This is a genomic window from Nonomuraea sp. NPDC001684 (assembly GCF_053596515.1).
Genome location: NZ_JBSFGJ010000122.1, coordinates 1 through 22446, shown reverse-complemented (window position 1 = coordinate 22446; position 22446 = coordinate 1). Strand labels below are relative to the sequence as shown.

The window sequence follows — 22446 nt, the reverse complement described above, 5'->3', positions numbered from 1 at the left end:
CCGGGATCGTGCTGCCGGGCGTGCTCGTCACCGGCGGGCTGGGGCTCACCTCGGCCCCGATCGCGATGACGGCCACGGCCGGCGCCGCCCCCGGCGAGGCGGGGCTGGTCTCCGGCATCCTCAACTCCGCCCGCCAGGTCGGCGGCTCCCTCGGGCTGGCCGCGCTGACCACCCTGGCCGCGGCCCCCACCGGCGCGCCGACCTCCGGGTACGCCCTGGCGTTCTGGGCGTGCGCCGGCCTGGTGACCGCCGGGGCGGTGGCCGTGCTCGCTCTGCCCAGGGCCTCGAAGGACCGTCCCTGACGGGGGATCGCGTCCGATAGTGGACAGCCTTCCCGGGTGGCGCGCGGCGGGTCGCGGGGCAGGGAAGAGTTGCCGCCGTCCCTTCGGAGGAAAGGGAACGTCATGATCATGCTGGTGCGACGGCTCGCCGTCGTCTCGGCCCTCGTCCTCGCCGGGGCGTCCCTGCCCGCGTCGTCCGCGCACGCGATGGGCTCGTGGGTCTGCTCCGGCGGCTCCCGCACCTACCTGGGCAGCGTCGTGGGCTACCACATCCTGGGTTCCGGCTGCACCGGGGAGGGTTCGGGAGCCGGGTCGATCACCATCCCGTCCGGCACCTACGGCTGCGCGGTCGTCAACCCGACACCCCAGCTGGGCATCGTCAGCGGCCTGAACTGCTGATCCCGGCCCGGTCACGTCATCGCGACCGGTCGAGCAGCCACCGCTCGACCGCCGCGCTCATCCGCCCGCCCGCCTCCAGCGCCGCCGCCTTGGCGGCGGCCGGGTCGGTGTGCGCGGCCTGGCCGAGGATGACGCCGAGCACCAGATGGCCCCGTACGCGCGAGGCCCACATCAGGTTGCCGCCCGCGGCCGTGCCCGAGCCGGTCTTGATGCCGATGACGCCGTGCCTGTTCAGCAGCGTGTTGGTGTTGTGCAGCCGCCGGGCGTCCCCCGGGACGGACGTGTCGGTCTGGGCCACCACCGCCCGCAGCACCGGGTCGCCCATCGCCGCCCTGGCCAGCCTGAGCTGGTCGGCGGCGGTGCTGACGGTGGTGTCCTCGTTGCCGCTGGCCCCCGTGTACGTGGTGTCCGCCATGCCCAGGCGTCGTGCGGCGGCGTTCATCCGGGCCACGAAACGCTCCTGGGAGCCGGCGTCCCAGCGGGCCAGGAGCCGGGCCACGTTGTTGCCCGAGGGCACCATCATCAGCTCCAGCAGCCGCCGCAGCCGCACCGTCCGGCCCTGGACGAGCGGGACGGTCGACTCCAGCCGCGACAACGACTCCTCGGCCGCCGTGCGGTCCACGGTGATCGGCGGGCCGTCGTCGCCGGGCCGGAGCGGGTGGCGGCGCAGGATCACGTAGGCGGTCATCACCTTCGTCACGCTGGCGATCGGCACCGGCCGCAGGTCGCCGCTGACGCCCAGGCTGCCCACGTCGGCCACCTCGACCGCCGCCTGCCCCTCCTGCGGCCACGGCAGGGACGCGTCCCCGGTGACCGGGGGAGCCCCGGCACAGCCCGACAGAACACCCGCCAGCAGCAGAAACATCAAGGAACGTCGCATACCGGCCAGGTTGCGCGACCGCCGTGTCCGTACGGCCGTGGCCGCGCATCCATCCGCGCTCAGCCGTGTATCAGCCCAGCATCAAACCCGGCATCAACCCGCCGGGAGGCGGAGGACGGCGACCGCGCCGCCGTCCGGGGCGTTGGCCAGGGTCAGCTCGGCGCCGATGACCCGGGCCTGGCCCAGCGCGATCGTCAGCCCCAGGCCGTGCCCGCGGCCCCGCTCGGCGGCGCCCGTGCGGAACCGGCGCGGCCCGTCGGCCAGCAGCTCCGGCGGGAACCCCGGCCCCCGGTCGCGCACCTCGATCACGTGGTCGCCGACCGCGATCTCCACCGGCGCCGCGCCGTGCCGATGGGCGTTGAGCACGAGGTTGGCCAGGATCCGGTCGAGCCGCCGCGGATCGGTCTCGGCCACCGGGTCCCCGTCGGCCAGCACCCGCGCCTCGACCCCCACCCGGGACGCCGACTCCGCGGCCAGCCCGGCCAGCGGCACGCGCACCCGCTCGGCGACCTCGGCCCCGGCGTCCAGCCTGGACACCTCCAGCAGGTCCTCCACCAGCGTCCGCAGCACCCGGACCCGGTCCCGCACCAGATCGGTGACCTCGCCCTCGTCCAGCAGCTCGACCACGGCGACCAGGCCCATCAGCGGGGTGCGCAGGTCGTGCGCGACGTCGGCGGTGAACCGCTGCTCGGCCAGCAGCCGGTGCTGCAGGCTCGCCGCCATCGAGTCCACGGCGGCGGAGATGCGGGCGATCTCGTCCCGGCCGCGGGCGTCCGTCCGGGCCGCCAGGTCGCCCCCGGCGATCCTGCGGGCGGTGCGCGCGACCCGCCGCAGCCGCCGGTTGGGGAGCTCGGCCGCCAGCACCGACAGCGGCACCACCCCGGCCAGGGCGAGCAGCCCCGCCTTGGCCATGTTCCGGTCGAGCGCCTGGAGGCCGAGCACTTCGGAGCCCATCGCGATCTGCACGCTCCTCACCTCGCCGTCGCCGTACGGCTGGACCGCCCACATCCACGGCTCGTCCCGGTGGTCGAGCCCGTACCAGACCACCCGCCGGCCGGGCCGCAGCCGGTCGGCCAGGGCGTCGGGGAGCTCGGCGACGGGCACCACGTCCTCGGCGGTCCCGGCGGCCAGCGACTCCTCCAGGGCCACCTCGGCCCGAGCCTGGCCGAGGTCGAGCGCCCGCTGCCAGGTCGCCCGGTGCACCAGCAGCCCCACCATGGCGGCGACGACGGTCGCGGCGAGCGTGACGAGGGCGGCGATCTTCCAGCGCAGCGAGGCCGGATTCACGTCACGGCCAGCTTGTAGCCGAACCCGCGCACGGTCTCGACGCGCTCGGCGCCGATCTTCCTGCGCAGCCGCTGCACGCACAGGTCGACCACGCGGCTGTCGCCGTCCCATCCGTAGTCCCACACGTTGCGCAGCAGCGTCGCCCGTTCCAGCACGATGCCGGGATGGGCGGCGAACTCCAGCAGCAGCCGCAGCTCGGTCGGCGACAGCTCGACGCGCCGGCCGGCGCGGCGCACCTCCAGCGCGCCGGTGTCCACGCTCAGGTCCCCGAACTCCAGCACGGCCGCCCCTGCCTCGGGCCCGGCGGCCGGCGTCCGCGCGAAGGTGGCCCGGCGCAGCAGCGACCGGATCCTGGCCACCAGCACCGGCAGGTCCACCGGCTTGACCACGTAGTCGTCGGCGCCGCCCTCCAGCCCGGCCACGATGTCCAGCCCGTCGCCGCGGGCAGACATCATCAGGATCGGCACCTGGCTGGTCTCCCTGATGCTGCGGCACACGCTGATGCCGTCGAGGCCGGGCAGCATCACGTCCAGCAGCAGCAGGTCGTGATCGCCCGTACGGGCGGCCTCCAGCCCGTCGAGCCCGTCGGCCGCCGTGGTCACCCGGTAGCCGTACCGTTCCAGGGCCATGCCCAGCGACGTGCGGATCACGGTGTCGTCCTCGACGAGCAGCAGGGATGTCATGAAATCGCACCATACCTAGCGAAGTGCATTGACCGGTTCCATCCGGGCGGCGCGCAGGGCCGGATACAGGCCCGCCAGCAGCCCGACGACGGCCCCGGCCACCGGCGCCAGGACGGCCTGCCCGACGTCCAGGACGGGCGTCCACTGCTTGACCGCGCAGACCCCGACGATCACCAGGATCCCCGCGGACGCGCCCAGCACGCCGCCGATCAACCCGGTCAGCGTGGACTCCAGCAGGAACTGCGCCGCGATGTGGCGGCGCGCCGCGCCCAGCGCCCGGCGCAGCCCGATCTCGGCGACGCGTTCCATGACGGTCACCAGTGTGACGTTGGCGATGCCGACCGCGCCGACGACCAGCGAGACCAGCCCGAGGATCAGGAACAGGGCGTTGACGTCGCCCTCCACCGCGTCGCGGGCCCTGGTGGGGCTGGGCGGCGAGATGACCTGGAGCAGGCCCTCGTTGCCGGGGCTGAGCGCCGCCGGCGCCTGCCGGGCGATCAGCTCGGCGGCCCCGAGCGCGGTGTCGACCAGGACGCGGGTCACGGTGCCCAGGCCGTAGGGCCGGCCGGCCGTGGGAGGCAGGATGACCGCGCTCGCCAGGCTCCTCTCCCGCCGGAGATCCCCGAGCACCCCGATCACGGTGTACGCCCGGGTGCCGATGAACACGGCCGGAGCCCGGTCCAGCCCGGTGACGCCGAGCAGCCGGGCCGCCTGCTGGCCCAGCACGACGACCCGGTCACCCCGGGCGACGTGCCCGGCGTCGAAGTAGCGGCCCTCGATCATCCTGCCCCTGACCGCCGCGGGCAGGCCGGGGCTGCTGGAGACCACGGTCAGCGTCTGGTCGGTGACGCGGGCCGGGTCCACGACGTCGTTGGAGCGGACGACGAGGTTGGCGCTGCGGTCGGACTCGGCGAGCGCGGCGGCCGCGACCACCCCGCGCAGCCGGGTCACCCGGCTCACGTCGGCCCATCCGACCAGCGGGAACGGGTGCGCCGGGACCTCGACCGTGACGGAGGTGGCGGTCAGCTCGTCGAAGCGGCCGACGATCTGGTTGCCGGCCGTCGCGGCGACGCCCAGGGTCACCACGAGCGTGGTGATGCCGAGCACGGTGCCCAGCGTGGTCAGGGCCGAGCGCACCGGGCGGGCCAGCAGGCCCGCCACGGCCTCGGTCAGCAGGTCGCGCGGGTGCACGTCTACTCCTCCGTGAGGACGCCGTCGGTGATGCGGACCCGGCGTCCGGCCCGGTCGCTCACCTCGGTCTCGTGGGTGATGACGACGATGGTCATCCCTTGGGCGCGCAGCTCGTCGAACAGGTCGAGCACCGCGCCGGTGTTCGTGCTGTCGAGGTTGCCGGTGGGCTCGTCGCACAGCAGCAGCGACGGCTCGCCGAGCAGGGCGCGGGCGATGGCGGCGCGCTGCCGCTCGCCGCCGGACAGCCTGCCGGGCAGGAAGTCCACCCGGTGCGACAGGCGCACCCGGTCGAGGGCCCGCACGGCGCGGTCCCGCCGTCCGGCGCGCGGGGCGGTGCCGTAGACCTCGGCCAGCATGACGTTCTCCAGGACGCTGCGGTGCGGCAGCAGGTGGAAGGACTGGAAGACGAAGCCGATCCGGCCCCCGCGGACGGCGGTGCGCGCCCCTTCCCTCAGCGTGGTGGTCTCGATGCCGTCGAGCCGGTAGCTGCCGCGGGTCGGCCGGTCGAGCAGGCCCAGGGTGTTGAGCAGGGTGGACTTCCCCGACCCCGACGGGCCGACGACCGCCACGTAGTCCGCCCGCTCGACCCGCAGGTCGACCGACGACAGCGCGCGGACGGGCGGATCGCCGGGGAACTGCTTGGTCAGCTCGCGGAGGTGGATGACCGGCTCAGCCACTGTTGACCACCACCCGCTCGCCCGGCCGGAGGTCGCCGGTCACCTCCACGGCCCCGTCGGCGGACAGGCCGGTGCGCACCTGCACCTCCTCGGTCCGACCGGGCGCGGTCTCCACCTGCACCCTGGCCCGGCCGTCCGCCGCCGTGACGACCGCCGCGACCGGGACCACGAGCACCTCCCCGCCGGTGGCGCCGATGGTCACGCGGACCGTGACAGGCTGCCCGGCGAGCGCGCGCAGTCCCTTCGCGGAGGCGGGCGTGACCGTCACCGGGACGGCGCCCTTCGCGTCACGTCCCGCGACGGCGGTCACCGTGCCGGGGACGGTCGTGCCGGAGTCGGTCTCGATGCTCGCGGCCAGCCCCGCCTGCACCCGTTCGGCCTCGGCCGCGTCCACCGAGCCGGACACCACGAAGCCGGCGCCGGTGACCGTGGCGACCGCCTTGTCCACCGGCTCGCCCGCCTTGACGGCCGGCTTGTGCAGTCGGACGGGCAGCCTGGGCAGGAAGACGATCTCGCCGGGCGGCACGGTGGTGCCGTAGGTGCGGGAGAACTCGGCCAGCAACGCCCGCGCCGCGGCCAGGTCGCTGCGCGCGTTGGCCACCTTCAGCCTGGCGGGGGAGAGCTGCCTGGCCTGCCGCAGCGCCTGCTCGGCGACGGCCACGGCCTCCCGCGCCGCCCGTACGGCCTTCTCCAGCCCGGCCAGCCGCTTCGCCCGCGCCGCTCCGGCCTCCGCCCGCGCGCGTTCCAGCGCCGACCGGGCGGTGGCCAGGTCCGCGCGGGCGTTGGCGACCCGCAGTTCGAGCAGGCGGGTGTCGGCGGGCGGCCCCACCGTGGGGGCGGAGCCGGGCGCCGCGGTCGGCCCGGTGGTGGGCCCGGTGGTGGGCGCTGTGCTCGGCCCAGTGCTCGGCCCAGTGCTCGGCCCGGTGGTCGGCGCGGCGGTGGGCGCGGTGGTCGGCGTCGCCCTGGCCTGGGCGAGCTCCTGCTCGGCCGCGAGCAGCCGCTCCTCGGCCGCCCGCACGGCGCTCTCGGCGGCCTCGACGCCGGCCGCGTCCCCGGCCGCGTCCCCGGCCGTGCGGTCCTGGGCCCGCGCGCTCCTCAGCGCCTGTTCGGCCTCCTTCAGGTCGCGGCGGGCGCCGGTCACCCTGAGCTTCAACGGGAGCACGTCCATGCCCTGGTCGAGGGCCTTGCTCTCGGTCGCCAGCACCTCCCGCGCGGTCCGCACGGACCGGGCCAGCTCGTCGCGCCGCTGCCGCAGCTCCAGGGTGGGCTGCTGGGCCTCGTAGCCGCGCCGGGCGTAGAAGCGCGACACCGCCGCGACGGTCGCCTGGTCGAACACGCCGGTCACCGGCACGCGGTGCCCGAGCCGGCGCAGCGCCTTCTGCAACTGCCGGACGTCGTCCCCCTCGGCGCCGGGGACGATGCCGCGGTGCATCGGCACCCTGCCCGCGAAGACGAACACCGGTCGCCCGTTCACCTCCATGAGCACCGCGCCCTCCACGAGCTTCCCCCGCCGGGGGGCACGGGTGGCCCGCTGGACGGCCTCGCCGCCGCCCACCATCCCGCCCACCACCCCGGCCAGCGACACCGCACGCGGGGAGCCGTACTCCAGCGTGCCGCTGACGACGACGGTGGCGACCAGCCTGCGCCGCTCGACCTCGACGGTGACCAGCGACGGCACGGGCGGCCTGCGCGCCGCCGCCTCGTCGGCCGGGGAGCGCAGCCGGGCGCCCACCCCCCAGCCGGTCCCGGCGACCGCCAGGACCACGACCAGCACGAGCAGCAACTTGCCGCGAGGGGTGCGCATCACTGCTCTTGGAACCCGTACTTCACCCGCGCCTCGTTGGTGAGCCGCCGTTGCAGCGGGACGAAGGCCGCGTAGAAGTCCTTGCCGCACTCCAGGTCGACCAGCGCCGACCTGATCTCCTTGGCCAGGTACGGCCGGGCCGCGGCGGCCGTGACCTCGCCCGCCTTGCCGAGCCGGTCGGCCTGCTCGCCCCACAGCATCGACCCCCGCGCGCTCAGCGCCAGCGGCCGGGCGGAGGTCACCCGCTCGCCCTTGGACTTCAGGCACTCCGCGAACGGCCCGGCCAGCTCCACCAGCTTCGGATCGCCGTCGAGCGCCTTGTCGATGTTCTCGATCTCGGTGCTCATCTGGTCCTGGTAGTCGGCGAGCGAAGTGACCTTCAGGCCGTTGACCTGGCGCAGGGCGCTGACCCGGCACTCGTTCATGGTCTTCTGGTAGGCGTCCCGCCGGGGGCCGGAGAGCCCGTCGAGCGTGGCCTGGTTGGGGTCGGGGGCCCGGGTCTCGGTAGGCTTGGGGTAGACGATCGCGGAGAAGACGCCGAAGCCGTTCCTGCTCCGCTCGGCCTTCATCGCGTCGTAGTCGGCCGGGTCGGCGTCGGGCGGCGCCGGGCGGCTGACCGAGGGCGTGTAGGCGAAGCCCTTCTGCTTCATGCAGGTGGCGATGGCGGTCTCCCGCTCGCGGAGCTTGTCCGCCCCGTCCTCGCCCCCGCCGGACGCCGGGGCGGCCTGTCCCGCCGGAGCCCCTCCGCAGCCGGTCAGCACCGCCAGACCGAGCAGACCGCACACCAGCACACGCATCAAGGGCTCCTTCACCGTGGGGACGCGCCGCCCTCCGCGACGCCTCGGCCACTCTTGAGCCCTTTTCCGTCCGCCCGGCCTTGGCCGGGTATCACCGGGCGCTCGGCCGTGTATCGGCCGTGTATCGGCGCCCGTGGCTCGCCATCAACCCCCACGGAAACGGAGAAGAACCGTGCCGAATCACGTTCTCACCGGCACCCCGGGTGCCGGGAAGACGGCCGTCCTGCGGCTGCTGGAGGTCCACGGGTTCAGCGTCGTCGAGGAGGCGGCGACGGACGTCATCGCCCTCGGCCAGGCGCTCGGCCGCGCGGAGCCCTGGCGCGAGCCCGCCTTCGTCGAGGAGGTGGTCAGGCTCCAGCGGCGGCGCCAGGAGGCCGCGCCCGCGGTCGGCGGGGCCGCCGTCTTCTTCGACCGCTCGCCGGTCTGCACGCTGGCGCTGAGCCGCTTCCTCGGGTTTCCCGCCTCGCGCCTGCTCGCCCGCGAGGTCGAGCGGGTGGTGGACCGGGGGACGTACGACGGGAAGGTGTTCTTCGTGCGCAACCAGGGGTTCGTCCGCGCCACCTCCGCCCGGCGGATCGGCTACGAGGAGGCGCTGGACTTCGAGCGCCTGCACGAGCGGACCTACCGCGACCTCGGGTTCGAGCTCGTCGAGGTGCCCGCCGGGCCGCTGGCCGACCGCGTCGCGCTGGTCGAGCGCGCCGTCAGCCCACCCGGCCGCTCTTGACGAGGGCCCAGCACAGCGAGGCGAACGCGCCGGTGGTGGTGATCGTCCGGACGAGGTTGTAACCGGCCCACTTGGCCTCGTCGAACGCGCGGCGCACCGCGGCCAGGTCGGCGATCCGGTCCGGGTCGCCGGCCGCCTTGATGGCGTCGTTGAGCGGCACGTTCACGGCCACCGTGAGCACGAAGGCGACCAGGTAGAGCACCAGCGCGACGACGATCCAGGGCAGCACCGCGCGCACGTTCTGGCCGAGGTGCAGCGCCGCCGCCAGGCCCGTGAAGGCCAGCGCGCCGACGAAGCTGAGCATGAACCACGGGTTGAGGATCGCCCGGTCGACGGCCTGGAACGCCCCGACGAACGTGCGGTCGTCGGTCGCGCCCAGACCGCGCATGATGGTGTGCGAGTAGAGCCCGAAGACGCCCGCCGCGAGCCCGGTCGCCATGGTCGCCGCGATCAGCACGACGGTGCGCAGAACCGACATCAGTGTGTCCCCCTGTTCGTTCCCGCGCCCGACGTCCCGGACGCGCGAGGACAAGTCAACGCGACACCGGGGGAGCGCGGCCATGGCCGAGACTCTCCCGCCCATACGCCGGACTCCAGGGGGCGCCGGGGTCAGGGCGCGGGCGGGTTCCGGCGCGCGGTGACCAGCGCGAAGGACAGGTATTCCCCCTGGTCGGCTTCGAGCATGGCGATCGTCGCCGTCTCCTGCCGGGCGCGGGCCCACAGCAGCCAGTCGTGCCATCCGCCGTCCTGCAGGCGCGCGGACGTCACCGTGACCAGCTCGGTGATCTCCCACTGGAAACGCCACCACGCGGCGGTGTGCCAGGCGATGGCCTCCCAGCCGACCAGCGCCTTGACGTGGGCGGGGATGTGCCCGAGGTCGCGGACCTCGCGGGTCATGCCGGGCGTGGCGACGCCGAGCTGCCCGCCGGGCCGCAGGAAGCGGACCAGGTAGGGCAGATAGGAGTCGGCCGTGCCGAAGTACTCGAAGGCGTCCACGCTGACGATGGCGTCGAAGGACTCCTGCTCGAACGGCAGCGCGTGCGCCTCGGCCCGTACGGCCCGGACGCGGTCCGCCACGCCCGCCGAGGCGAAGACGGCCGCGGCCTTCTCGGGCGCGACCCACAGGTCGGCGGCCACCACCTCCACCCCGAACTCGCGGGCCAGGAAGACCGAGGTCGCGCCCAGGCCCGAGCCCAGGTCGAGCACCCGCATGCCGGGCCGCAGGTCGAGGTCGCGGGCCAGGTCCTCCAGCAGCCACAGCGGATGGGGGCCCATGTCCAGCCCGAGCACCCATTCCGGGTCGTACTTGGAGGAGAGCGGATAGACGTCGGGGCGCACGAGGTCCTGGATCGCTGACACAGCGGGCCATCCCACCACGAAGGCCCCGCCCGTTCAACCGGTTATGCGCCGCCGGGGCCGGGGCCGGGCCTCGCAAGTGCGATCCGGGTCACCGGGTGAGGTGCGCCAGCAGGGCGGCGGCGGCCGGGTTCGTGGGAACGGGCGCCCGGCCGGCCAGCACGACCGTCCTGGCCGGATCGGGCTGGCGGATGCGCACGGTCGGCAGCCCCTCCTGCTCGGCCACCCGCCGGGGGACGATCGCTACCCCGATCCCGGCGCGCACCAGGTCGACCAGCAGCCGGATCTGGGTGACCTCGCAGGTGATCTGCCGGTGCAGCCCGCACCCGGCGGCCAGCCGGCGCACCGCCGTCTCCAGCCCGGTGCCGGCCTTGAAGTCCACGAACGGCTCCTCCGTCAGCTCCGACAGCAGGGCCCGCTCCGCGCCGGCCAGCCGGTGGTCGGGCGAGGTCATCAGCACCAGCTCCTCCTCCCAGGAGTCGAACACGGCCAGCCCCGCCGGCAGCTCGGCGCCGTCGAGCGCCAGGTAGGCCAGGTCGAGCTCGCGGGCCAGCAGCGCGTCGAGCAGCCCCGCCACCGGGGCGTCGCGCACCGAGATCTGGATGCCCGGCCGCAGGCGGTGGAAGGCGGCCAGCTCGGCCGGCAGGTCGACGCTGGTGAGCGTCTGGATGGTGCCGATCGCCACCCGGCCGGTGGCCAGCCCGGACACCGCGGACACGGCGTCGCCGGCCGCCGCGGCGTCGGCCAGCAGCGCCCGCGCGGCCGGCAGGAAGGCGTGCCCGGCCGGGGTGAGGACCGGCCGCCGTCCGGTGCGCTCGAACAGGTCGGCGCCGAGCTCGCGTTCGAGCTTGCGGATGGACGTGCTGAGCGCCGACTGCACGATCAGCTCGGCCCGCGCGGCGGCGGTGAAGCTGCCGTGGGTGGTGACGGCGACGAAGTGGCGGAGCTGGCGCAGTTCCATCCATCTACGATAACGATGGCTGCCAGCGAGACGATGTGTTGGATCGATCAGTGCACGCCAGGACATCCTGGTCCGCATGGAACGACACGTACCCGCCCTGTGGTCGGCCGCCTACTGCTCCCGCCGTTCCGCCCCGGTCCGGCTCGCCGGGCGGGGGCTGCTCAAGTTGCTCGACTTCGTCCGGGCGCTCGCCCTGGCCGACCACCGCACGTTCGTCTCGCACTGAGCACTGAGCACTAGCACTGAGCACTGAGCGGGGCTCAGCCCGCGTTCTCCCGGTGCCGCAGGAGCAGCAGCGCGATGTCGTCGGTGTGCGGGGCGTGGTCCAGCAGCGTCCCGGCGACCTGCTGGAGCTGCTCGCGCGGGGCGCTGGTCAGGTATGCCGCCAGCGTCCCGATGGCCTCGTCCAGGTCCACGCCCGGCGCCTCGACCAGCCCGTCGGTGTAGAGGGCCAGGACGGCGCCCGGCGGGAACGGCACCTCCACCGTGGCGTACTCGGCGTCGGCGTCGATGCCGAGCAGCAGGCCCGCCGGGATGTCGATGATCTCGGCCGGCATGTTGGGCGGGCGCAGCAGCGGCAGGGGATGACCGGCGTTGGCCGCCCGCAGCGTGCGCAGGCGCAGGTCGAAGTAGATGAGCAGGCAGCTGGTGAACAGGTCGGTGTCCAGGTCCATGAGCAGCCGGTTGGTGTGCTGGAGCACGTCCCCGGGGCTGGCCCCGACGGCGGCGTGGGCGTGGATGGCGGTGCGCACCTGGCCCATGAGCGCCGCGGCCGTCATGTTGTGCCCCTGGACGTCCCCGATGACGGCGGCGGCGGTGGTCTCGTTGAGGCGGATCAGGTCGTAGAAGTCGCCGCCGATGCCGACGCCGCGGGTCGCGGGCACGTACCGGGCGGCCACCTCCAGGCCCGGCATGTCGGGCAGGCTGCCGGGCAGCAGCGAGGTCTGCAGGCTGTGGGCCAGCCGGTCCTTGGTGTCGTAGAGCAGCGCGCGGTCCAGGGCCTGGCCCATCAGCCCGGCCAGCGTGGTCAGCGTCGCGCACTGCTCGGCGGTGAACGGCCGCGGGTGGTCGAAGGCCAGCAGGCAGACGCCGAAGGTGTCGTCGGAGACGGTCAGCGGCAGGAAGGCCCAGGCGGCCATCCCGTCGTCCTGGGCGGTGTCGGGGAAGGCCCGGCTCAGCTCGGCCCGGTCGGCGTAGAAGGCGGGCTCGCCCGTGCGGACGACCTGCTCGGCGGGGCTGGGCGCGGCCAGCGTCTGGCCGTCGAGCCGCTCCAGCACCTCGGGGACGTAGCCGTGGGAGCCGACGATCCGCATCCGGCCGCTCTCCGCCCTCATGATCGCCATGGCCTGGGCGTTGAACACCGGCATCACGTGCTCGGCGATGAGATCGACGACCTCTCGGACGTTCAGCGCCCGGGTCATCGCCGAGGCCATGTGCAGGAAGTTGTAGAAGACGTCGGCCCGCGGCAGCCCCGAGTTGTCCGGCATGAAGGCGCGCGCGGGCCGCTGCGCGGACAGGTCGGCCCCCGAGGGGGTGATGCGCAGGCTCAGGCCCGTCGGGTCCGGGTGCAGGACGAACTCCAGCTCGTGGCCGTCCGGCCGGCGGGCCGAGCAGGAGGCGACCTGCTGGCCGACCACCGCCGCCCGGCAGCGGTCCTGGAAGGCCGGGTCCTTCAGCCACGTCGCCGTCTCCCACAGCGGCGTGCCCAGCAACTCCGAGACGGTGGTGCCGAGCAGGCCGGCGGCGGCGGGGCTGGCGAAGGTGACGACGCCGTCCAGGTCGAGCGCGACGGAGCCGTCCCGCAGCCGGTCCAGGTAGCCGGCCGCGGCCACGGCCTCGTACGGGTCGGGCATCGGCGGCGGCACCGGGGTCAGCACCCGCGGCTCGCCGCTCGGACGCAGCGGACATCCGCTGTCGGCGGCCTGCTCCAGGACGGCCGCCAGGCGCTCGCTCGTGGCGGCGATGACCTCCTGCTCCCGCCCGCTCAGCTCGGCCGGCCGCCCGTCCGGCCAGAGCAGGATCCACGAGCCCCACATGCGGGAGTCGCTGTGCAGGGGCGCGGCGGCCGAGGCGAAGGCGTACGGGAAGGCCAGGGCCGTGCCCGGGAAGCGGCGGGCCAGCTCCTGCGCGGTCGGCACCCACACCAGCCGCCCCTGGCGCACGGCGGCGGCCACGGGCGCGCCGCCGTCCAGCCTGACGGTGGTCCACGGCTTGACGAGCTGCGCGGGCAGCCCGATCTCCGACTCCATCACCAGGACCTGCGGGGAGCCCGTCAGGAGGTACACCGCGCCGATGTGCGCGCCGGTGTCACGGGCGGCCTGGGCGAGCAGCTCGTCCAGCGCCGAGGTGTACGGCCGGGTCCCCTCGTCGGCGTGGCCGCCCACGGGCTACCTCGTTCCGTCCTGCGCTGACGTCGGCGCCGCGTCCCGTTGATCGCCCATAGGACAACTGTAGATATCCGTATTGGGGGTGATGCTCACCGTTGCCGGATTCTGGCGAAGAGGAGGGACGAATATGAGCTTTGCGGGTGGCGGCCGTCTGGTGGGGCTAATTGGCCGGAACGTGACAAAGCGGCGGGGTTCTCGGCCAGTTGATCGCTGTCTACACTCCGGTTCGGACGCCAACCCACCCCGCCCACGGGGAGGGGAGGCGGTCCAGCTCGTCACCCACCGGGGAGGGTCATCGATCTCTCCGGCATGCGCGCGTGGGGGTGACATGACGTCCTCGGCCGGTCCGGCGGGTTCGTGCAGCTCCTCGGCCAGGAGGTCTTTGTGTTGTCCCGTTCGTTCTCATCCCGTTTACGCCGGTTGACATCGTTAGCCGTCGGGCTCGGTGTCGTGCTGACCATGAGCCCGGCCGTGGCGCGGGCCACGCCGGCCCCGCCCGGAAAATGGCGGTCGGTGCCGCTCACCGGCGCCGAGGTGGTCGAGGGCGCCAAGTCCCCCACCGGCAAGCTCGCCAAGAGCGACGCCGCGCTGCTGAAGGTCACCTCGCCCGCGCCGGTCAACGTCATGGTCAAGCTGGACTACGACTCGCTGGCCGCCTACCAGGGCGGGCTGGCCGGGCTGCCGGCCACCAGCCCCGCCGTCACCGGCAAGGCCCTCGACACCAGGAGCGCCGAGGCCAGGAAGTACGGCACCCACATCCAGGACGTCGAGAACGCCTTCCTCGGCGAGCTGGCCAAGAAGGTCCCCGGAGCCGTCGTCGGCCAGCGCGTCAGGACCGTCTACGGCGGCATCGCCCTGCGCGTCCCGGGCAACAAGGTGGCCGACGTGCTGCGGCTGCCCGGCGCGGTCGCCGTCCAGGAGGACAAGCCGCAGCAGCTGCTGACCGACTCCAGCCCCGAGTTCATCGGCGCCGACACCATCTACGGCAAGCTCGGCGGCAGCTCCTCCGCGGGCAAGGGCGTGATCGTCGGCGTGCTCGACACCGGCGCCTGGCCCGAGCACCCGTCCTTCGCCGCCGCCCCCGGCCTGCCCGCCCCAGGGCCCACCAAGGACGGCACGCCGCGCGCGTGCAACTTCGGCGACAACCCGCTGACCCCCGCCAGCGACCCGTTCACCTGCAACAACAAGCTGATCGGCGGCCAGCCGTTCATGGAGACCTACAACGCCGTCTACGGCGGCGAGGTCTACGGCGACAGCGCCCGCGACTCCAACGGGCACGGCACCCACACCGCCAGCACCTCCGCGGGCGGCCCGGTCGCCGACGCGAACCCGCTGGGCATCAGCCGCGGCCCGATCCACGGCATCGCCCCGGCCGCCGAGGTGTCGGTCTACAAGGTGTGCGGCGCGCAGGGCTGCTTCCCCTCCGACTCGGCGCAGGCCGTGGCGCGGGCCGTCCTGGACGGCGTCCGCGTGATCAACTTCTCGGTCTCCGGCGGCAGCGACCCCTACAGCGACCCGGTCGAGCTGGCCTTCCTCGACGCCTACGCGGCCGGCGTGCTGGTCTCGGCCTCGGCCGGCAACTCCGGGCCCGGCGCCGGCACCACCGACCACCGCGGCCCCTGGGTGACCACGGTGGCCGCCTCCTCGCAGTCCAGGACGTTCCAGTCCACGGTCACGCTGTCCGGCGGCGGCGCCACGGCGACGATCAAGGGCGCGTCCATCACCGCGGGCCTGGCCTCGCCGCTGCCGGTCGTGCTGGCCTCGGCGCCGCCGTACTCGCGCGCCGCGTGCGACGTCCCGGCCCCTCCCGGGCTGTTCACCGGGAAGATCGTCGCCTGTGAGCGCACCCCCAACCGCGTGCTGAAGAGCTTCAACGTCAGGCAGGGCGGCGCGGCCGGGATGATCCTCTACAACGCCGTCCCGTTCGACGTCTTCACCGACGCCCACTGGCTGCCGTCCGTGCACGTGGACAAGCCCGAGGCCGACACCCTGCTGGCCTTCCTGGCCGCCCACCCCGGCGCCACCGCCTCCTTCACGCAGGGCGCCAAGTCCACCTGGCAGGGCGACGCGATGGCGCACTTCTCCTCGCGCGGCCCCGGCGGCGACTTCCTCAAGCCGGACGTCACCGCGCCCGGCCAGCACATCATGGCGGGCATGACGCCGACCCCCGAGTCGCCGCTGGAAGGCCCGCCCGGCAACCTCTACCAGGTCATCTCCGGCACCTCGATGTCCGCGCCGCACGTCACCGGCTCGGCGGCGCTGGTCTTCGCCCTGCACCCCACCTGGACGCCCGGCCAGGTCAAGTCGGCCCTGGAGACCACGGCGAAGACCGCGGTCACCAAGCAGGACAGGACCACCCAGGCCGACCCGTTCGACATGGGCGGCGGGCGCATCGACCTGACCAAGGCCGGTGACCCCGGACTGACCCTGGACCAGGACGCCGCCGGCTTCGTCGCCTCGGCCACCGACCCGCTCAACCGGATCGACCTCAACCTGCCCTCGGTGAACGCGCCCACCATGCCCGGCGTCATCACCGCCAAGCGCACCGTCACCAACACCACCGGCTCGTCGCTCACCTTCACCGCCTCCGGCACCACCGTGAGCGGAGCCGCCGTCGCCGTGCTGCCGCCGCTGTTCACCGTCGCGCCCGGCAAGAGCGCCAAGTTGAGCATCGTCGTCACCGCGCCGGAACTGCCCGACGGCCAGTACTTCGGCCAGGTCAACCTCAAGCAGGTCGGCGGCTCGCGCGCGCTGCACCTGCCGGTGGCGTTCTACCGCAAGCAGGGCGCGGTGCCGGTCGAGCAGACCTGCGCCCCGGACACCATCGCCACGAACACCGGCGAGTCCACCTGCACCGTCACCGTGCGCAACACCACGTACGAGGACGCCGAGGTGACCGCGCTCAGCACCCTGGACGCCCGCCTGCGCCTCAACGGCGTCACGGGCGCGACCAAGGTCGGCACCCAGGTCGCCACCACCAAGGCGACGCTGGCCGCCACCCAGCCCGCCCGGCCGGCGATCGCGCCCGGCGCCGGACCGGCCGGCTACATCCCGCTCGACGCCTTCGGCGTCACGCCCACCCCGATCGGCGACGAGCAGGCGCTCAACTTCACCGTGCCCGCCTTCCAGTTCGCCGGACGCAGCTACACCCGGCTCGGCGTCACCTCCGACGGCTACAGCGTCGCGGGCGGGGCCACCGGCGACGACGTCTCAGCGACGCCGCAGACGCTGCCCGACCCGGCGCGGCCCAACGGCGTGCTCGCTCCCTACTGGACCGACCTGGACGGCACCGCCGCGCCGGGCGTCCTGGCCACGATCCTGACCGACGGGGTCAACGACTGGCTGGTGGTGGAGTGGCGGCTGAACCTCTACGGCACCACCGACCTGAAGGTCTTCCAGCAGTGGATCGGGCTCAACGGCGTGGAGGACGTCAGCTACGCCTACGACCCGGGCAACCTGCCCGGCTCGCCGCCCGCCGGATACGGCCTGACGGTCGGCGCCGAGAACGCCGAGGGCACCGCCGGCGCCCAGATCTCCGGGCCGCCCACCCAGGATCTGGTCGTCACCAGCACGCCGGGGGCGCCCGGCGGCAGCCTGACGTACTCGATGAAGGTCAAGGGGGTCAGCGCGGGGGTCGGCAAGATCACGACCGCCACCTCGACCCCGCAGGTCAAGGGGATCACCGTCGAGGTGGACAAGATCACCGTCCAGTGACCCGCCGGTGACCGCGGGCGGCGCACCCGCCCGCGGCCACCGCGGCACGGCTTCCGGCCGAGGCAGTACAGGCCGGCGCCAAGTGCGTCGCAGGTCGTTCCGAGGTCTCCGCCAAGGGCGTTCGCCGAGCATGGGAGCCCGCCGGCCCGCGCGCACCTGACGTCGTCCTGGTGAGCGGCCTAGTGGGCGGCCTCGTACTTCTCGACCACCGAGGCGGCGATGCGGCCACGCTCGCTGACGGGCAGGCCGTTGGCCTTGGCCCACTGCCGGATCTCCGAAGACTTCTCCCGGCTCAACGCGCGGCTGCCGGTGACGGCCGCCCGGCGCCCGCGCCCACCGCGATCCACGCGAACAGGACGGGCCTTCACGATGAAGGGCGCCAGTGCTTTCCGCAGCGCGTCCGCCTTCTCCTCATGAAGGTCAATCTCGTAGCTGCTGCCATCGAGTGCAAAGACGACGGTCTCATGAGCCTCCCCACCGTCTACATCGTCGATGAGAATCTCTTGAATCTGCTTAGCCATGGTGGCACTCCATGCTCGATACGGTTGTTGCGTACTGTAGCGCCCTTCAGTAGCGTGCGGGCAACTTAGCTCGGCCCGGCGCCGGTGAACGCGGAGAACTCGCCGGGCACACCGCCTGTCAAACGCATTTCAAACGCGGCCGGAACCGCGCGTGCCCGGGGTGTCACGGCGGCCGCCTTACGTATCTCACCTGGGAATGCCCGGGTCATGTTCCAGGTCGCGGGGCGGGCGGGCGGTCGCGGCGGACGCGGGGCCGCCCGGCGCGCGCACGCGGACGGGGTAGCCGCGGGAAGGCGGCGGCCACGGCGGTGCGCATCTTATCGAAGATGAATTCAAAGGTGTGCTTCAATGTGTCCGCGCCGCTCCCGCGTGCGCGCCGCCGTCGCTTCCCGGCTTCGGCACACGGTTTTCCGGCGTCCCGCGAGCTGTGCGCCGGCGGGGCTCTATGGCGTCAACTCCGGGCAAGGCGTAGAAGTGCAAGTGCGAATGCGACGGGCCCGGCCGTCTTCCGCCCTTTTGTTTCTGACCGATTTATCGGGCGGGGCGGCCGAACCACTCCGTGACGCGGCGGAGGGCGGCGTCCGGGCCGTCGAGGTCGAGCAGGAGCTCGGGGGCGGCGAGCGCGGCCACCTCCTCGAAGGCGTCCTGATGACAGGTCAGCCGCCAGCCGGGCCAGCGCTCGGCCGGCCGCGACGGGGGCAGCGAGCAGTCCAGCGACCACCAGTCGAGCGTGCGGGCGGCGGCGTCGAGGTGCACGCCGTTCCAGGGGACGGCCTCCAGCGCCGCGAAGGGCGTCGCCCGCTCCCGGATCTCCGGCACGGACGTGCGCCACACGGGCCCGCGGATCTCCAGGGAGCAGTGGACCAGCAGCAGGCGGCGGGACACGTCCAGCACGGCCACGGCCTGCCAGCGCACCGCGTCGCCCCAGCCGAGGGCGTGGCCGTGCTCCTGCTCGCGCACGAAGGCGGCCAGCCGGTCGGGGCCGCGCAGCAGGTCGCCGTAGAAGGTGCCCGCGCCGCCTCGGCGTGACCAGACCCGATGGCCGCCCGCGTCGACGATCACGTAGTGCGCGTGCTCGGTGCCCATGCCGCCCAACCTAGCCCGCGCCCGGCCGGGGCGGCCTCCAGCTGATCCGTGGCGGGACGGGCCGGGGCTCGTGACAATGGGCCCATGCGCTACCTGGATGCGGCGGACCCGCTGGCGGTGTCGGCGGCGGCGGCCGTGCGGCTCGGCGATCTCGACGGCGTACGGCGTCTGCTGTCCGGGCATCCCGGGCTGGCCCGCGTCCGGCTGGGCGAGGCGGGCGGGGTGTCCCGGACCCTTCTTCACGTCCTCACCGACTGGCCGGGCCACGTGCCGGGCGGTCCCGCCCTGGTACGGGAGCTGGTGGCGGCCGGGGCCGAGGTGGACGCCCGTTTCGCCGGCCCGCACGCCGAGACGCCGCTGATGTGGGCCGCGAGCTGCGACGACGTCCCCGTGCTCGACGCCCTGCTGGACGCCGGGGCCGACGTCGAGGCCACCGGCGCGGTGATCGGCGGCGGCACGGCGCTGTCGGACGCGTGCGCCTTCGCCCAGTGGGACGCCGCCCGCCGCCTCGTCGAGCGCGGCGCGTCCGCCCGGTTGTGGGAGGCCGCGGCCCTCGGGCTCATGGACCGGGTCGCGGCGGCGTTCGAGGCCGGGACGCCGTCGCGGGCGGAGGTGACGCAGGGGTTGTGGGCGGCCTGCCACGGCGGGCAGTCGCAGGCGGCGGCGTTCCTCCTGGAGCGCGGCGGCGACCTCGGCTGGGTGGGCTACGACGAGCTGACCCCGCTGGACGCCGCCCGCCGCGCCGGCGCCGACGACCTGGCGTCCTGGCTCACGGCACGCGGCGCCCGCCCGGGCCCCCGCCACTTCGCCGACTGACCCCCGCGCGCGCCGCCACCCGCCGACAGGCCCCGGCGCCTCGCTGGCCGGTCTCCGCTCAGGCCCCCGTGTCGCGCGCGGTCTCGGTGGCGCGGGTGAGGAGAGCGCGGCGTTCCTGGTCGCTGTGGGCGACGGCGGCGGCCCGCCGGAACAGCGCCGCCGCGCGGGCCGGGTCGCCGTCGCGGGCGGTGAGATCGGCCTCGGCGGCGATGGCCAGCGGATGGCCGTCGAGCTCGGCGCGGGAGCGCTCCAGCAACGCGAGCCCGGCCCGCGGCCCGTGGGCGTACCCGTGCGCGACGGCCCGGTTCAGCTCCACCACGGGCGTGGGGTGGAGCAGGGCCAGCTCGTCGTAGCAGCGGGCGATCCGCGACCAGTCGGTGCCGGGCAGCGAGGACGCCGTGGCGTGGCAGGCGGCGATGCGGGCCTGGAGCCCGTACGGGCCGCCGCCCTCGACCGCGGCCAGCAGGGCGAGCCCCTCGCCGATCGCGGCCCGGTCCCAGCGGGAGCGGTCCTGCCGGTCGAGGGGCACCAGGTCGCCGGCGGCGTCGCGGCGGGCGTCCCGGCGGGAGTGCTGCAGGAGGAACAGCGCCAGCAGCGCCGTCACCTCCTCCTGCTCCGGCATGAGCCGCCGCAGCAGCCGCGCCAGCCGGATCGCCTCCTCGGCGAACGCGGGCTCGCCGCCGGCGTCGTACCCCTGCGTGAACAGCAGATAGAGGACGGCCAGCACCCCGGGCAGCCGCTCGGCCAGCGCCGCCCCCTGCGGCACCCGGTACGGGATGCCCGCCTCGGCGATCTTCCGCTTCGCCCTGGTCAGCCGCCGGGTCATCGCCGACTCGGTGACCAGGAAGGCGCGGGCGAGGTCGGCCGTGGGCACGCCGCAGATCGTCCGCAACGTCAGCGCCACCCGCGACTCCAGGGCCAGCGCCGGATGGCAGCACGTGAAGACGAGCCGCAGCCGGTCGTCCACGACCTCCTCCTCCCGCCCGTCCCCGGGCCCGTCCTGGACGGTCAGGGCCAGCGCCGCCAGCTCGGCCAGCTTGCGGCGCTCGATCGAGACGCGGCGCAGCGCGTCGATCGCGCGGTTGCGCGCCACCGTCATGAGCCAGCCGCCCGGGTTGGACGGCACGCCCTCCTCCGGCCACCGCCGCACGGCCAGCGCCAGCGCCTCCTGGGCGCAGTCCTCGGCGAGGGTCCAGTCGCCGGTGACCCGGATGAGGGCGGCGACGATCCGCGGGTACGCCTCCGCCGCCGCCTCCTCCAGGTGCCGTCTCACTGCTCGAAGTCGGCGAACGGCCGCAGCTCCAGCCGTCCGTGCCTGGCCATCGGGTGGCTGCGGGCGACCTCGACCGCCTCGTCGAGGTCGGCGCATTCGAGCAGGTCGAAGCCCACGATCACCTCTTTGGTCTCGGCGAACGGCCCGTCGGACAGGACCAGCTCGCCGCGGCGCACCCGCACGGTGGTCGCGGCCGACTCCGGCGCCAGCACCGCGCCGCGCACCCGCCGCCCGCGGGCGTCGTTGTCGGCCACCCACGCCTCGACGTCGGGCAGGTTCTCCTGGTCGGTGTCGGGCTCGGTGTCGGTGCAGACGAACATCATGTACTTCATCTCGTGCTCCTCGGTCGGACGGCGTCTCACCATGGTGACGAACGGGACCGACGGAACCGGACGTCGTCCGCCGAGATTTTTTCGCGGAGAGAGAAGGGTCAGGCCGGCACGACGCGGCGCGCGTCCAGGCGGCCGGTCCCGCGACGGGCCCGCAGGTCGAGGGTCAGCAGCGAGCCGAGCCCGGTCTGCTCCAGGACGACCTCGTCGCAGAGCTGCTGGATGACCCACAGGCCGTACCCGTGGGAGGCGGTCGGGTCGAGGCGGGCCGAGGCCAGGTGCTCGTGGGTGAGCCGGCCGGCGACGTCGAGGATCTCGACGACTACGCCGTCGGCGCCGCCGCGGGAGGTCACCATGCCCGTCCGGCCGCCGTGGTCCAGCACGTTGGTGACCGCCTCGTTGACCGCCACCACCAGGTCCTCCAGCCGGTCGGCGGGCAGCCCGCAGTGGCGGCCGTGGACGCGGATCAGGTCCCTGATGAGGGCAAGGTCAGTGCTGATGGGGCACTGGAGCTCGAACTGAAGGGTCATGATCGTCTCGCGTGGCGGGGTCGGATGGGGTGGCGGGCCAGTCTCCAGCTTTCCCGTCGGCGGCCACTCAAACGTGTACCGCCGCCGTTCGCAAGTCGGCGGCATGAGGGGCGCAGGACCGGGTAGCGCCATAAGTGCAGAAACTTCCGGCACGCCCACGGTCCCCAGACGAACCCGGAGGCTGACGAATGCGGCATGGCGACGGCGACCAGAGCACGGGCATCGACCATCGCAAGGGGAGCGGCCAGATCACGGGAAGCGGCGGGCTGGGCAGGGCCGCGCTGTGGCCGGCCTCGGTGCTGACCGCGGCGGTGACCGCCGACCTGCTGCGGCGCCGGTTCGCGCCGGCCCGGCTGCGGCTGGCGGAGGCCGCGAGCGGGCTGCTCGAACGTACGGGCGTGCGGCCGGCCAGGCCGCGCCTCACCGACCGGGAGCGGCTGGACCGCCAGTTGCTGACCTGGCGCCAGGCGCATCCGGAGACCCCGTGGCCCACCGGCCGCATGGGCCCGGCCGGGACCGGCGGCGGCTGACCGGGCTCCCGCCAAGGGTCCGCGGGCGGGCGGGTCAGGTGGGGTCGGCGGCGCTCCGGCGGGCCGTCTCGGCGATCGCCTGGAGCGCGTCGAGGTGCCCGGCCAGCGCGCGGCGGCCCTCCTGGGTCAGCGAGAGCCACGTGCGGGGGCGCTTGCCGACGTAACCCTTGCGCACGTGCACGTAACCGGCCTCCTGCAGGGCGGAGACGATCCGGCTGAC

23 protein-coding genes and 1 pseudogene are annotated in these 22446 nt (G+C 74.3%); 7 read left to right on the top strand and 17 right to left on the bottom strand.

Going from position 1 to position 22446, the window contains the following annotated elements; genetic code table 11:
* Positions 1 to 302 (top strand): annotated as a pseudogene (locus ACWCSD_RS22420) (MFS transporter); the annotation flags it as partial.
* A gap of 102 nt (positions 303 to 404) precedes the next feature.
* On the top strand, positions 405 to 680 hold the full coding sequence (locus tag ACWCSD_RS22415) for a hypothetical protein (RefSeq protein WP_397156074.1): 276 nt from the start codon (positions 405 to 407) through the stop codon (positions 678 to 680).
* A gap of 16 nt (positions 681 to 696) precedes the next feature.
* On the opposite strand, the gene ACWCSD_RS22410 is transcribed toward ACWCSD_RS22415, so the two are convergent.
* The 7 genes from ACWCSD_RS22410 to ACWCSD_RS22380 form a co-directional block, all read right to left on the bottom strand.
* A complete protein-coding gene (locus tag ACWCSD_RS22410) occupies positions 697 to 1560 on the bottom strand; it encodes a D-alanyl-D-alanine carboxypeptidase family protein (protein ID WP_397156076.1) in 864 nt (287 codons plus the stop codon).
* A gap of 93 nt (positions 1561 to 1653) precedes the next feature.
* Positions 1654 to 2847, bottom strand: coding sequence for an ATP-binding protein (locus ACWCSD_RS22405; protein WP_449917512.1), 1194 nt, complete (start codon positions 2845 to 2847; stop codon positions 1654 to 1656).
* The gene (gene cseB / locus ACWCSD_RS22400) at positions 2844 to 3530 is read right to left on the bottom strand and encodes a two-component system response regulator CseB (RefSeq protein WP_397156080.1); all 687 of its coding nucleotides are present in this window, start codon (positions 3528 to 3530) and stop codon (positions 2844 to 2846) included. Before cseB ends, ACWCSD_RS22405 begins: the two co-directional genes overlap by 4 nt.
* Before the next feature lie 15 nt (positions 3531 to 3545).
* A complete protein-coding gene (locus tag ACWCSD_RS22395; RefSeq protein ID WP_449917508.1) occupies positions 3546 to 4721 on the bottom strand; it encodes an ABC transporter permease in 1176 nt (391 codons plus the stop codon).
* Between the two features lie 2 nt (positions 4722 to 4723).
* Entirely contained in the window at positions 4724 to 5398 is a 675-nt protein-coding gene (locus ACWCSD_RS22390) for an ABC transporter ATP-binding protein (RefSeq protein WP_449917505.1), read from the bottom strand.
* Entirely contained in the window at positions 5391 to 7202 is a 1812-nt protein-coding gene (locus tag ACWCSD_RS22385; protein WP_449917502.1) for a peptidoglycan-binding protein, read from the bottom strand. The genes ACWCSD_RS22390 and ACWCSD_RS22385 overlap by 8 nt, the downstream gene beginning before the upstream one ends.
* Complete coding sequence (locus ACWCSD_RS22380; protein WP_449917499.1) at positions 7202 to 7999, bottom strand: hypothetical protein; 798 nt, start codon at positions 7997 to 7999, stop codon at positions 7202 to 7204. Before ACWCSD_RS22380 ends, ACWCSD_RS22385 begins: the two co-directional genes overlap by 1 nt.
* 172 nt (positions 8000 to 8171) lie before the next feature.
* On the opposite strand from ACWCSD_RS22380, the gene ACWCSD_RS22375 reads away from it, so the two are divergent.
* Entirely contained in the window at positions 8172 to 8723 is a 552-nt protein-coding gene (locus ACWCSD_RS22375) for an AAA family ATPase (protein ID WP_449917498.1), read from the top strand.
* Here ACWCSD_RS22375 and ACWCSD_RS22370 read toward each other — a convergent pair.
* The 3 genes from ACWCSD_RS22370 to ACWCSD_RS22360 form a co-directional block, all read right to left on the bottom strand.
* Complete coding sequence (locus ACWCSD_RS22370; RefSeq protein WP_397156092.1) at positions 8701 to 9201, bottom strand: DUF1772 domain-containing protein; 501 nt, start codon at positions 9199 to 9201, stop codon at positions 8701 to 8703. The genes ACWCSD_RS22375 and ACWCSD_RS22370 overlap by 23 nt on opposite strands.
* A gap of 131 nt (positions 9202 to 9332) precedes the next feature.
* Positions 9333 to 10082, bottom strand: a complete 750-nt coding sequence (locus ACWCSD_RS22365) for an SAM-dependent methyltransferase (protein ID WP_397156094.1) — start codon at positions 10080 to 10082, stop codon at positions 9333 to 9335.
* Between the two features lie 88 nt (positions 10083 to 10170).
* Positions 10171 to 11040: a LysR family transcriptional regulator gene (locus ACWCSD_RS22360; RefSeq protein WP_397156096.1), complete on the bottom strand. Its 870-nt coding sequence runs from the start codon at positions 11038 to 11040 to the stop codon at positions 10171 to 10173.
* Positions 11041 to 11116: 76 nt separating this feature from the next.
* Here ACWCSD_RS22360 and ACWCSD_RS22355 point away from each other — a divergent pair, with 76 nt between their 5' ends.
* On the top strand, positions 11117 to 11266 hold the full coding sequence (locus tag ACWCSD_RS22355) for a hypothetical protein (protein WP_397156098.1): 150 nt from the start codon (positions 11117 to 11119) through the stop codon (positions 11264 to 11266).
* A gap of 34 nt (positions 11267 to 11300) precedes the next feature.
* On the opposite strand, the gene ACWCSD_RS22350 is transcribed toward ACWCSD_RS22355, so the two are convergent.
* Positions 11301 to 13424, bottom strand: coding sequence for a SpoIIE family protein phosphatase (locus tag ACWCSD_RS22350; RefSeq protein ID WP_449917494.1), 2124 nt, complete (start codon positions 13422 to 13424; stop codon positions 11301 to 11303).
* A gap of 462 nt (positions 13425 to 13886) precedes the next feature.
* Between ACWCSD_RS22350 and ACWCSD_RS22345 the strand changes: the two genes are divergently transcribed.
* Positions 13887 to 17141 (top strand): S8 family serine peptidase, encoded by a 3255-nt coding sequence (locus ACWCSD_RS22345; protein WP_449917492.1) that lies wholly within the window; start codon positions 13887 to 13889, stop codon positions 17139 to 17141.
* Between the two features lie 179 nt (positions 17142 to 17320).
* Here ACWCSD_RS22345 and ACWCSD_RS22340 read toward each other — a convergent pair whose 3' ends face one another.
* Both ACWCSD_RS22340 and ACWCSD_RS22335 read right to left on the bottom strand, forming a co-directional pair.
* On the bottom strand, positions 17321 to 17662 hold the full coding sequence (locus ACWCSD_RS22340) for a histone-like nucleoid-structuring protein Lsr2 (protein WP_352330153.1): 342 nt from the start codon (positions 17660 to 17662) through the stop codon (positions 17321 to 17323).
* Between the two features lie 531 nt (positions 17663 to 18193).
* Positions 18194 to 18748 carry a hypothetical protein gene (locus tag ACWCSD_RS22335; RefSeq protein WP_449917489.1) on the bottom strand — a complete coding sequence of 185 codons (555 nt, stop codon included), beginning with the start codon at positions 18746 to 18748 and terminating at the stop codon, positions 18194 to 18196.
* 84 nt (positions 18749 to 18832) lie between these two features.
* On the opposite strand from ACWCSD_RS22335, the gene ACWCSD_RS22330 reads away from it, so the two are divergent.
* Positions 18833 to 19564, top strand: a complete 732-nt coding sequence (locus tag ACWCSD_RS22330; RefSeq protein WP_449917486.1) for an ankyrin repeat domain-containing protein — start codon at positions 18833 to 18835, stop codon at positions 19562 to 19564.
* A gap of 58 nt (positions 19565 to 19622) precedes the next feature.
* Here the strand turns inward: ACWCSD_RS22330 and ACWCSD_RS22325 are convergent, their stop codons facing one another.
* From ACWCSD_RS22325 to ACWCSD_RS22315, 3 genes are all read right to left on the bottom strand, one after another.
* The gene (locus tag ACWCSD_RS22325; RefSeq protein ID WP_449917483.1) at positions 19623 to 20837 is read right to left on the bottom strand and encodes an RNA polymerase sigma factor; all 1215 of its coding nucleotides are present in this window, start codon (positions 20835 to 20837) and stop codon (positions 19623 to 19625) included.
* Positions 20834 to 21202 (bottom strand): YciI family protein, encoded by a 369-nt coding sequence (locus ACWCSD_RS22320; protein ID WP_397156112.1) that lies wholly within the window; start codon positions 21200 to 21202, stop codon positions 20834 to 20836. Before ACWCSD_RS22320 ends, ACWCSD_RS22325 begins: the two co-directional genes overlap by 4 nt.
* A gap of 65 nt (positions 21203 to 21267) precedes the next feature.
* Complete coding sequence (locus ACWCSD_RS22315; RefSeq protein ID WP_397156114.1) at positions 21268 to 21696, bottom strand: ATP-binding protein; 429 nt, start codon at positions 21694 to 21696, stop codon at positions 21268 to 21270.
* A gap of 188 nt (positions 21697 to 21884) precedes the next feature.
* Here ACWCSD_RS22315 and ACWCSD_RS22310 point away from each other — a divergent pair, with 188 nt between their 5' ends.
* Positions 21885 to 22226, top strand: coding sequence for a hypothetical protein (locus ACWCSD_RS22310; RefSeq protein WP_397156115.1), 342 nt, complete (start codon positions 21885 to 21887; stop codon positions 22224 to 22226).
* 34 nt (positions 22227 to 22260) lie between these two features.
* Here ACWCSD_RS22310 and ACWCSD_RS22305 read toward each other — a convergent pair.
* The coding region (locus ACWCSD_RS22305) for a transcriptional regulator (RefSeq protein ID WP_449917478.1) at positions 22261 to 22446 on the bottom strand (186 nt) is incomplete at its 5' end.

Excerpts from the sequence above, each read along its gene's own strand:
- ACWCSD_RS22340 (WP_352330153.1), bottom strand. The coding sequence starts at position 17,662 with ATGGCTAAGCAGATTCAAGAGATTCTCATCGACGATGTAGACGGTGGG.
- cseB (WP_397156080.1), bottom strand. The coding sequence starts at position 3,530 with ATGACATCCCTGCTGCTCGTCGAGGACGACACCGTGATCCGCACGTCG.
- ACWCSD_RS22335 (WP_449917489.1), bottom strand. The coding sequence starts at position 18,748 with ATGGGCACCGAGCACGCGCACTACGTGATCGTCGACGCGGGCGGCCAT.
- ACWCSD_RS22320 (WP_397156112.1), bottom strand. The coding sequence starts at position 21,202 with ATGGTGAGACGCCGTCCGACCGAGGAGCACGAGATGAAGTACATGATG.
- ACWCSD_RS22310 (WP_397156115.1), top strand. The coding sequence starts at position 21,885 with ATGCGGCATGGCGACGGCGACCAGAGCACGGGCATCGACCATCGCAAG.
- ACWCSD_RS22385 (WP_449917502.1), bottom strand. The coding sequence starts at position 7,202 with ATGCGCACCCCTCGCGGCAAGTTGCTGCTCGTGCTGGTCGTGGTCCTG.
- ACWCSD_RS22345 (WP_449917492.1), top strand. The coding sequence starts at position 13,887 with ATGAGCCCGGCCGTGGCGCGGGCCACGCCGGCCCCGCCCGGAAAATGG.
- ACWCSD_RS22370 (WP_397156092.1), bottom strand. The coding sequence starts at position 9,201 with ATGTCGGTTCTGCGCACCGTCGTGCTGATCGCGGCGACCATGGCGACC.
- ACWCSD_RS22360 (WP_397156096.1), bottom strand. The coding sequence starts at position 11,040 with ATGGAACTGCGCCAGCTCCGCCACTTCGTCGCCGTCACCACCCACGGC.
- ACWCSD_RS22410 (WP_397156076.1), bottom strand. The coding sequence starts at position 1,560 with ATGCGACGTTCCTTGATGTTTCTGCTGCTGGCGGGTGTTCTGTCGGGC.
- ACWCSD_RS22415 (WP_397156074.1), top strand. The coding sequence starts at position 405 with ATGATCATGCTGGTGCGACGGCTCGCCGTCGTCTCGGCCCTCGTCCTC.
- ACWCSD_RS22380 (WP_449917499.1), bottom strand. The coding sequence starts at position 7,999 with ATGCGTGTGCTGGTGTGCGGTCTGCTCGGTCTGGCGGTGCTGACCGGC.
- ACWCSD_RS22355 (WP_397156098.1), top strand. The coding sequence starts at position 11,117 with ATGGAACGACACGTACCCGCCCTGTGGTCGGCCGCCTACTGCTCCCGC.
- ACWCSD_RS22330 (WP_449917486.1), top strand. The coding sequence starts at position 18,833 with ATGCGCTACCTGGATGCGGCGGACCCGCTGGCGGTGTCGGCGGCGGCG.
- ACWCSD_RS22315 (WP_397156114.1), bottom strand. The coding sequence starts at position 21,696 with ATGACCCTTCAGTTCGAGCTCCAGTGCCCCATCAGCACTGACCTTGCC.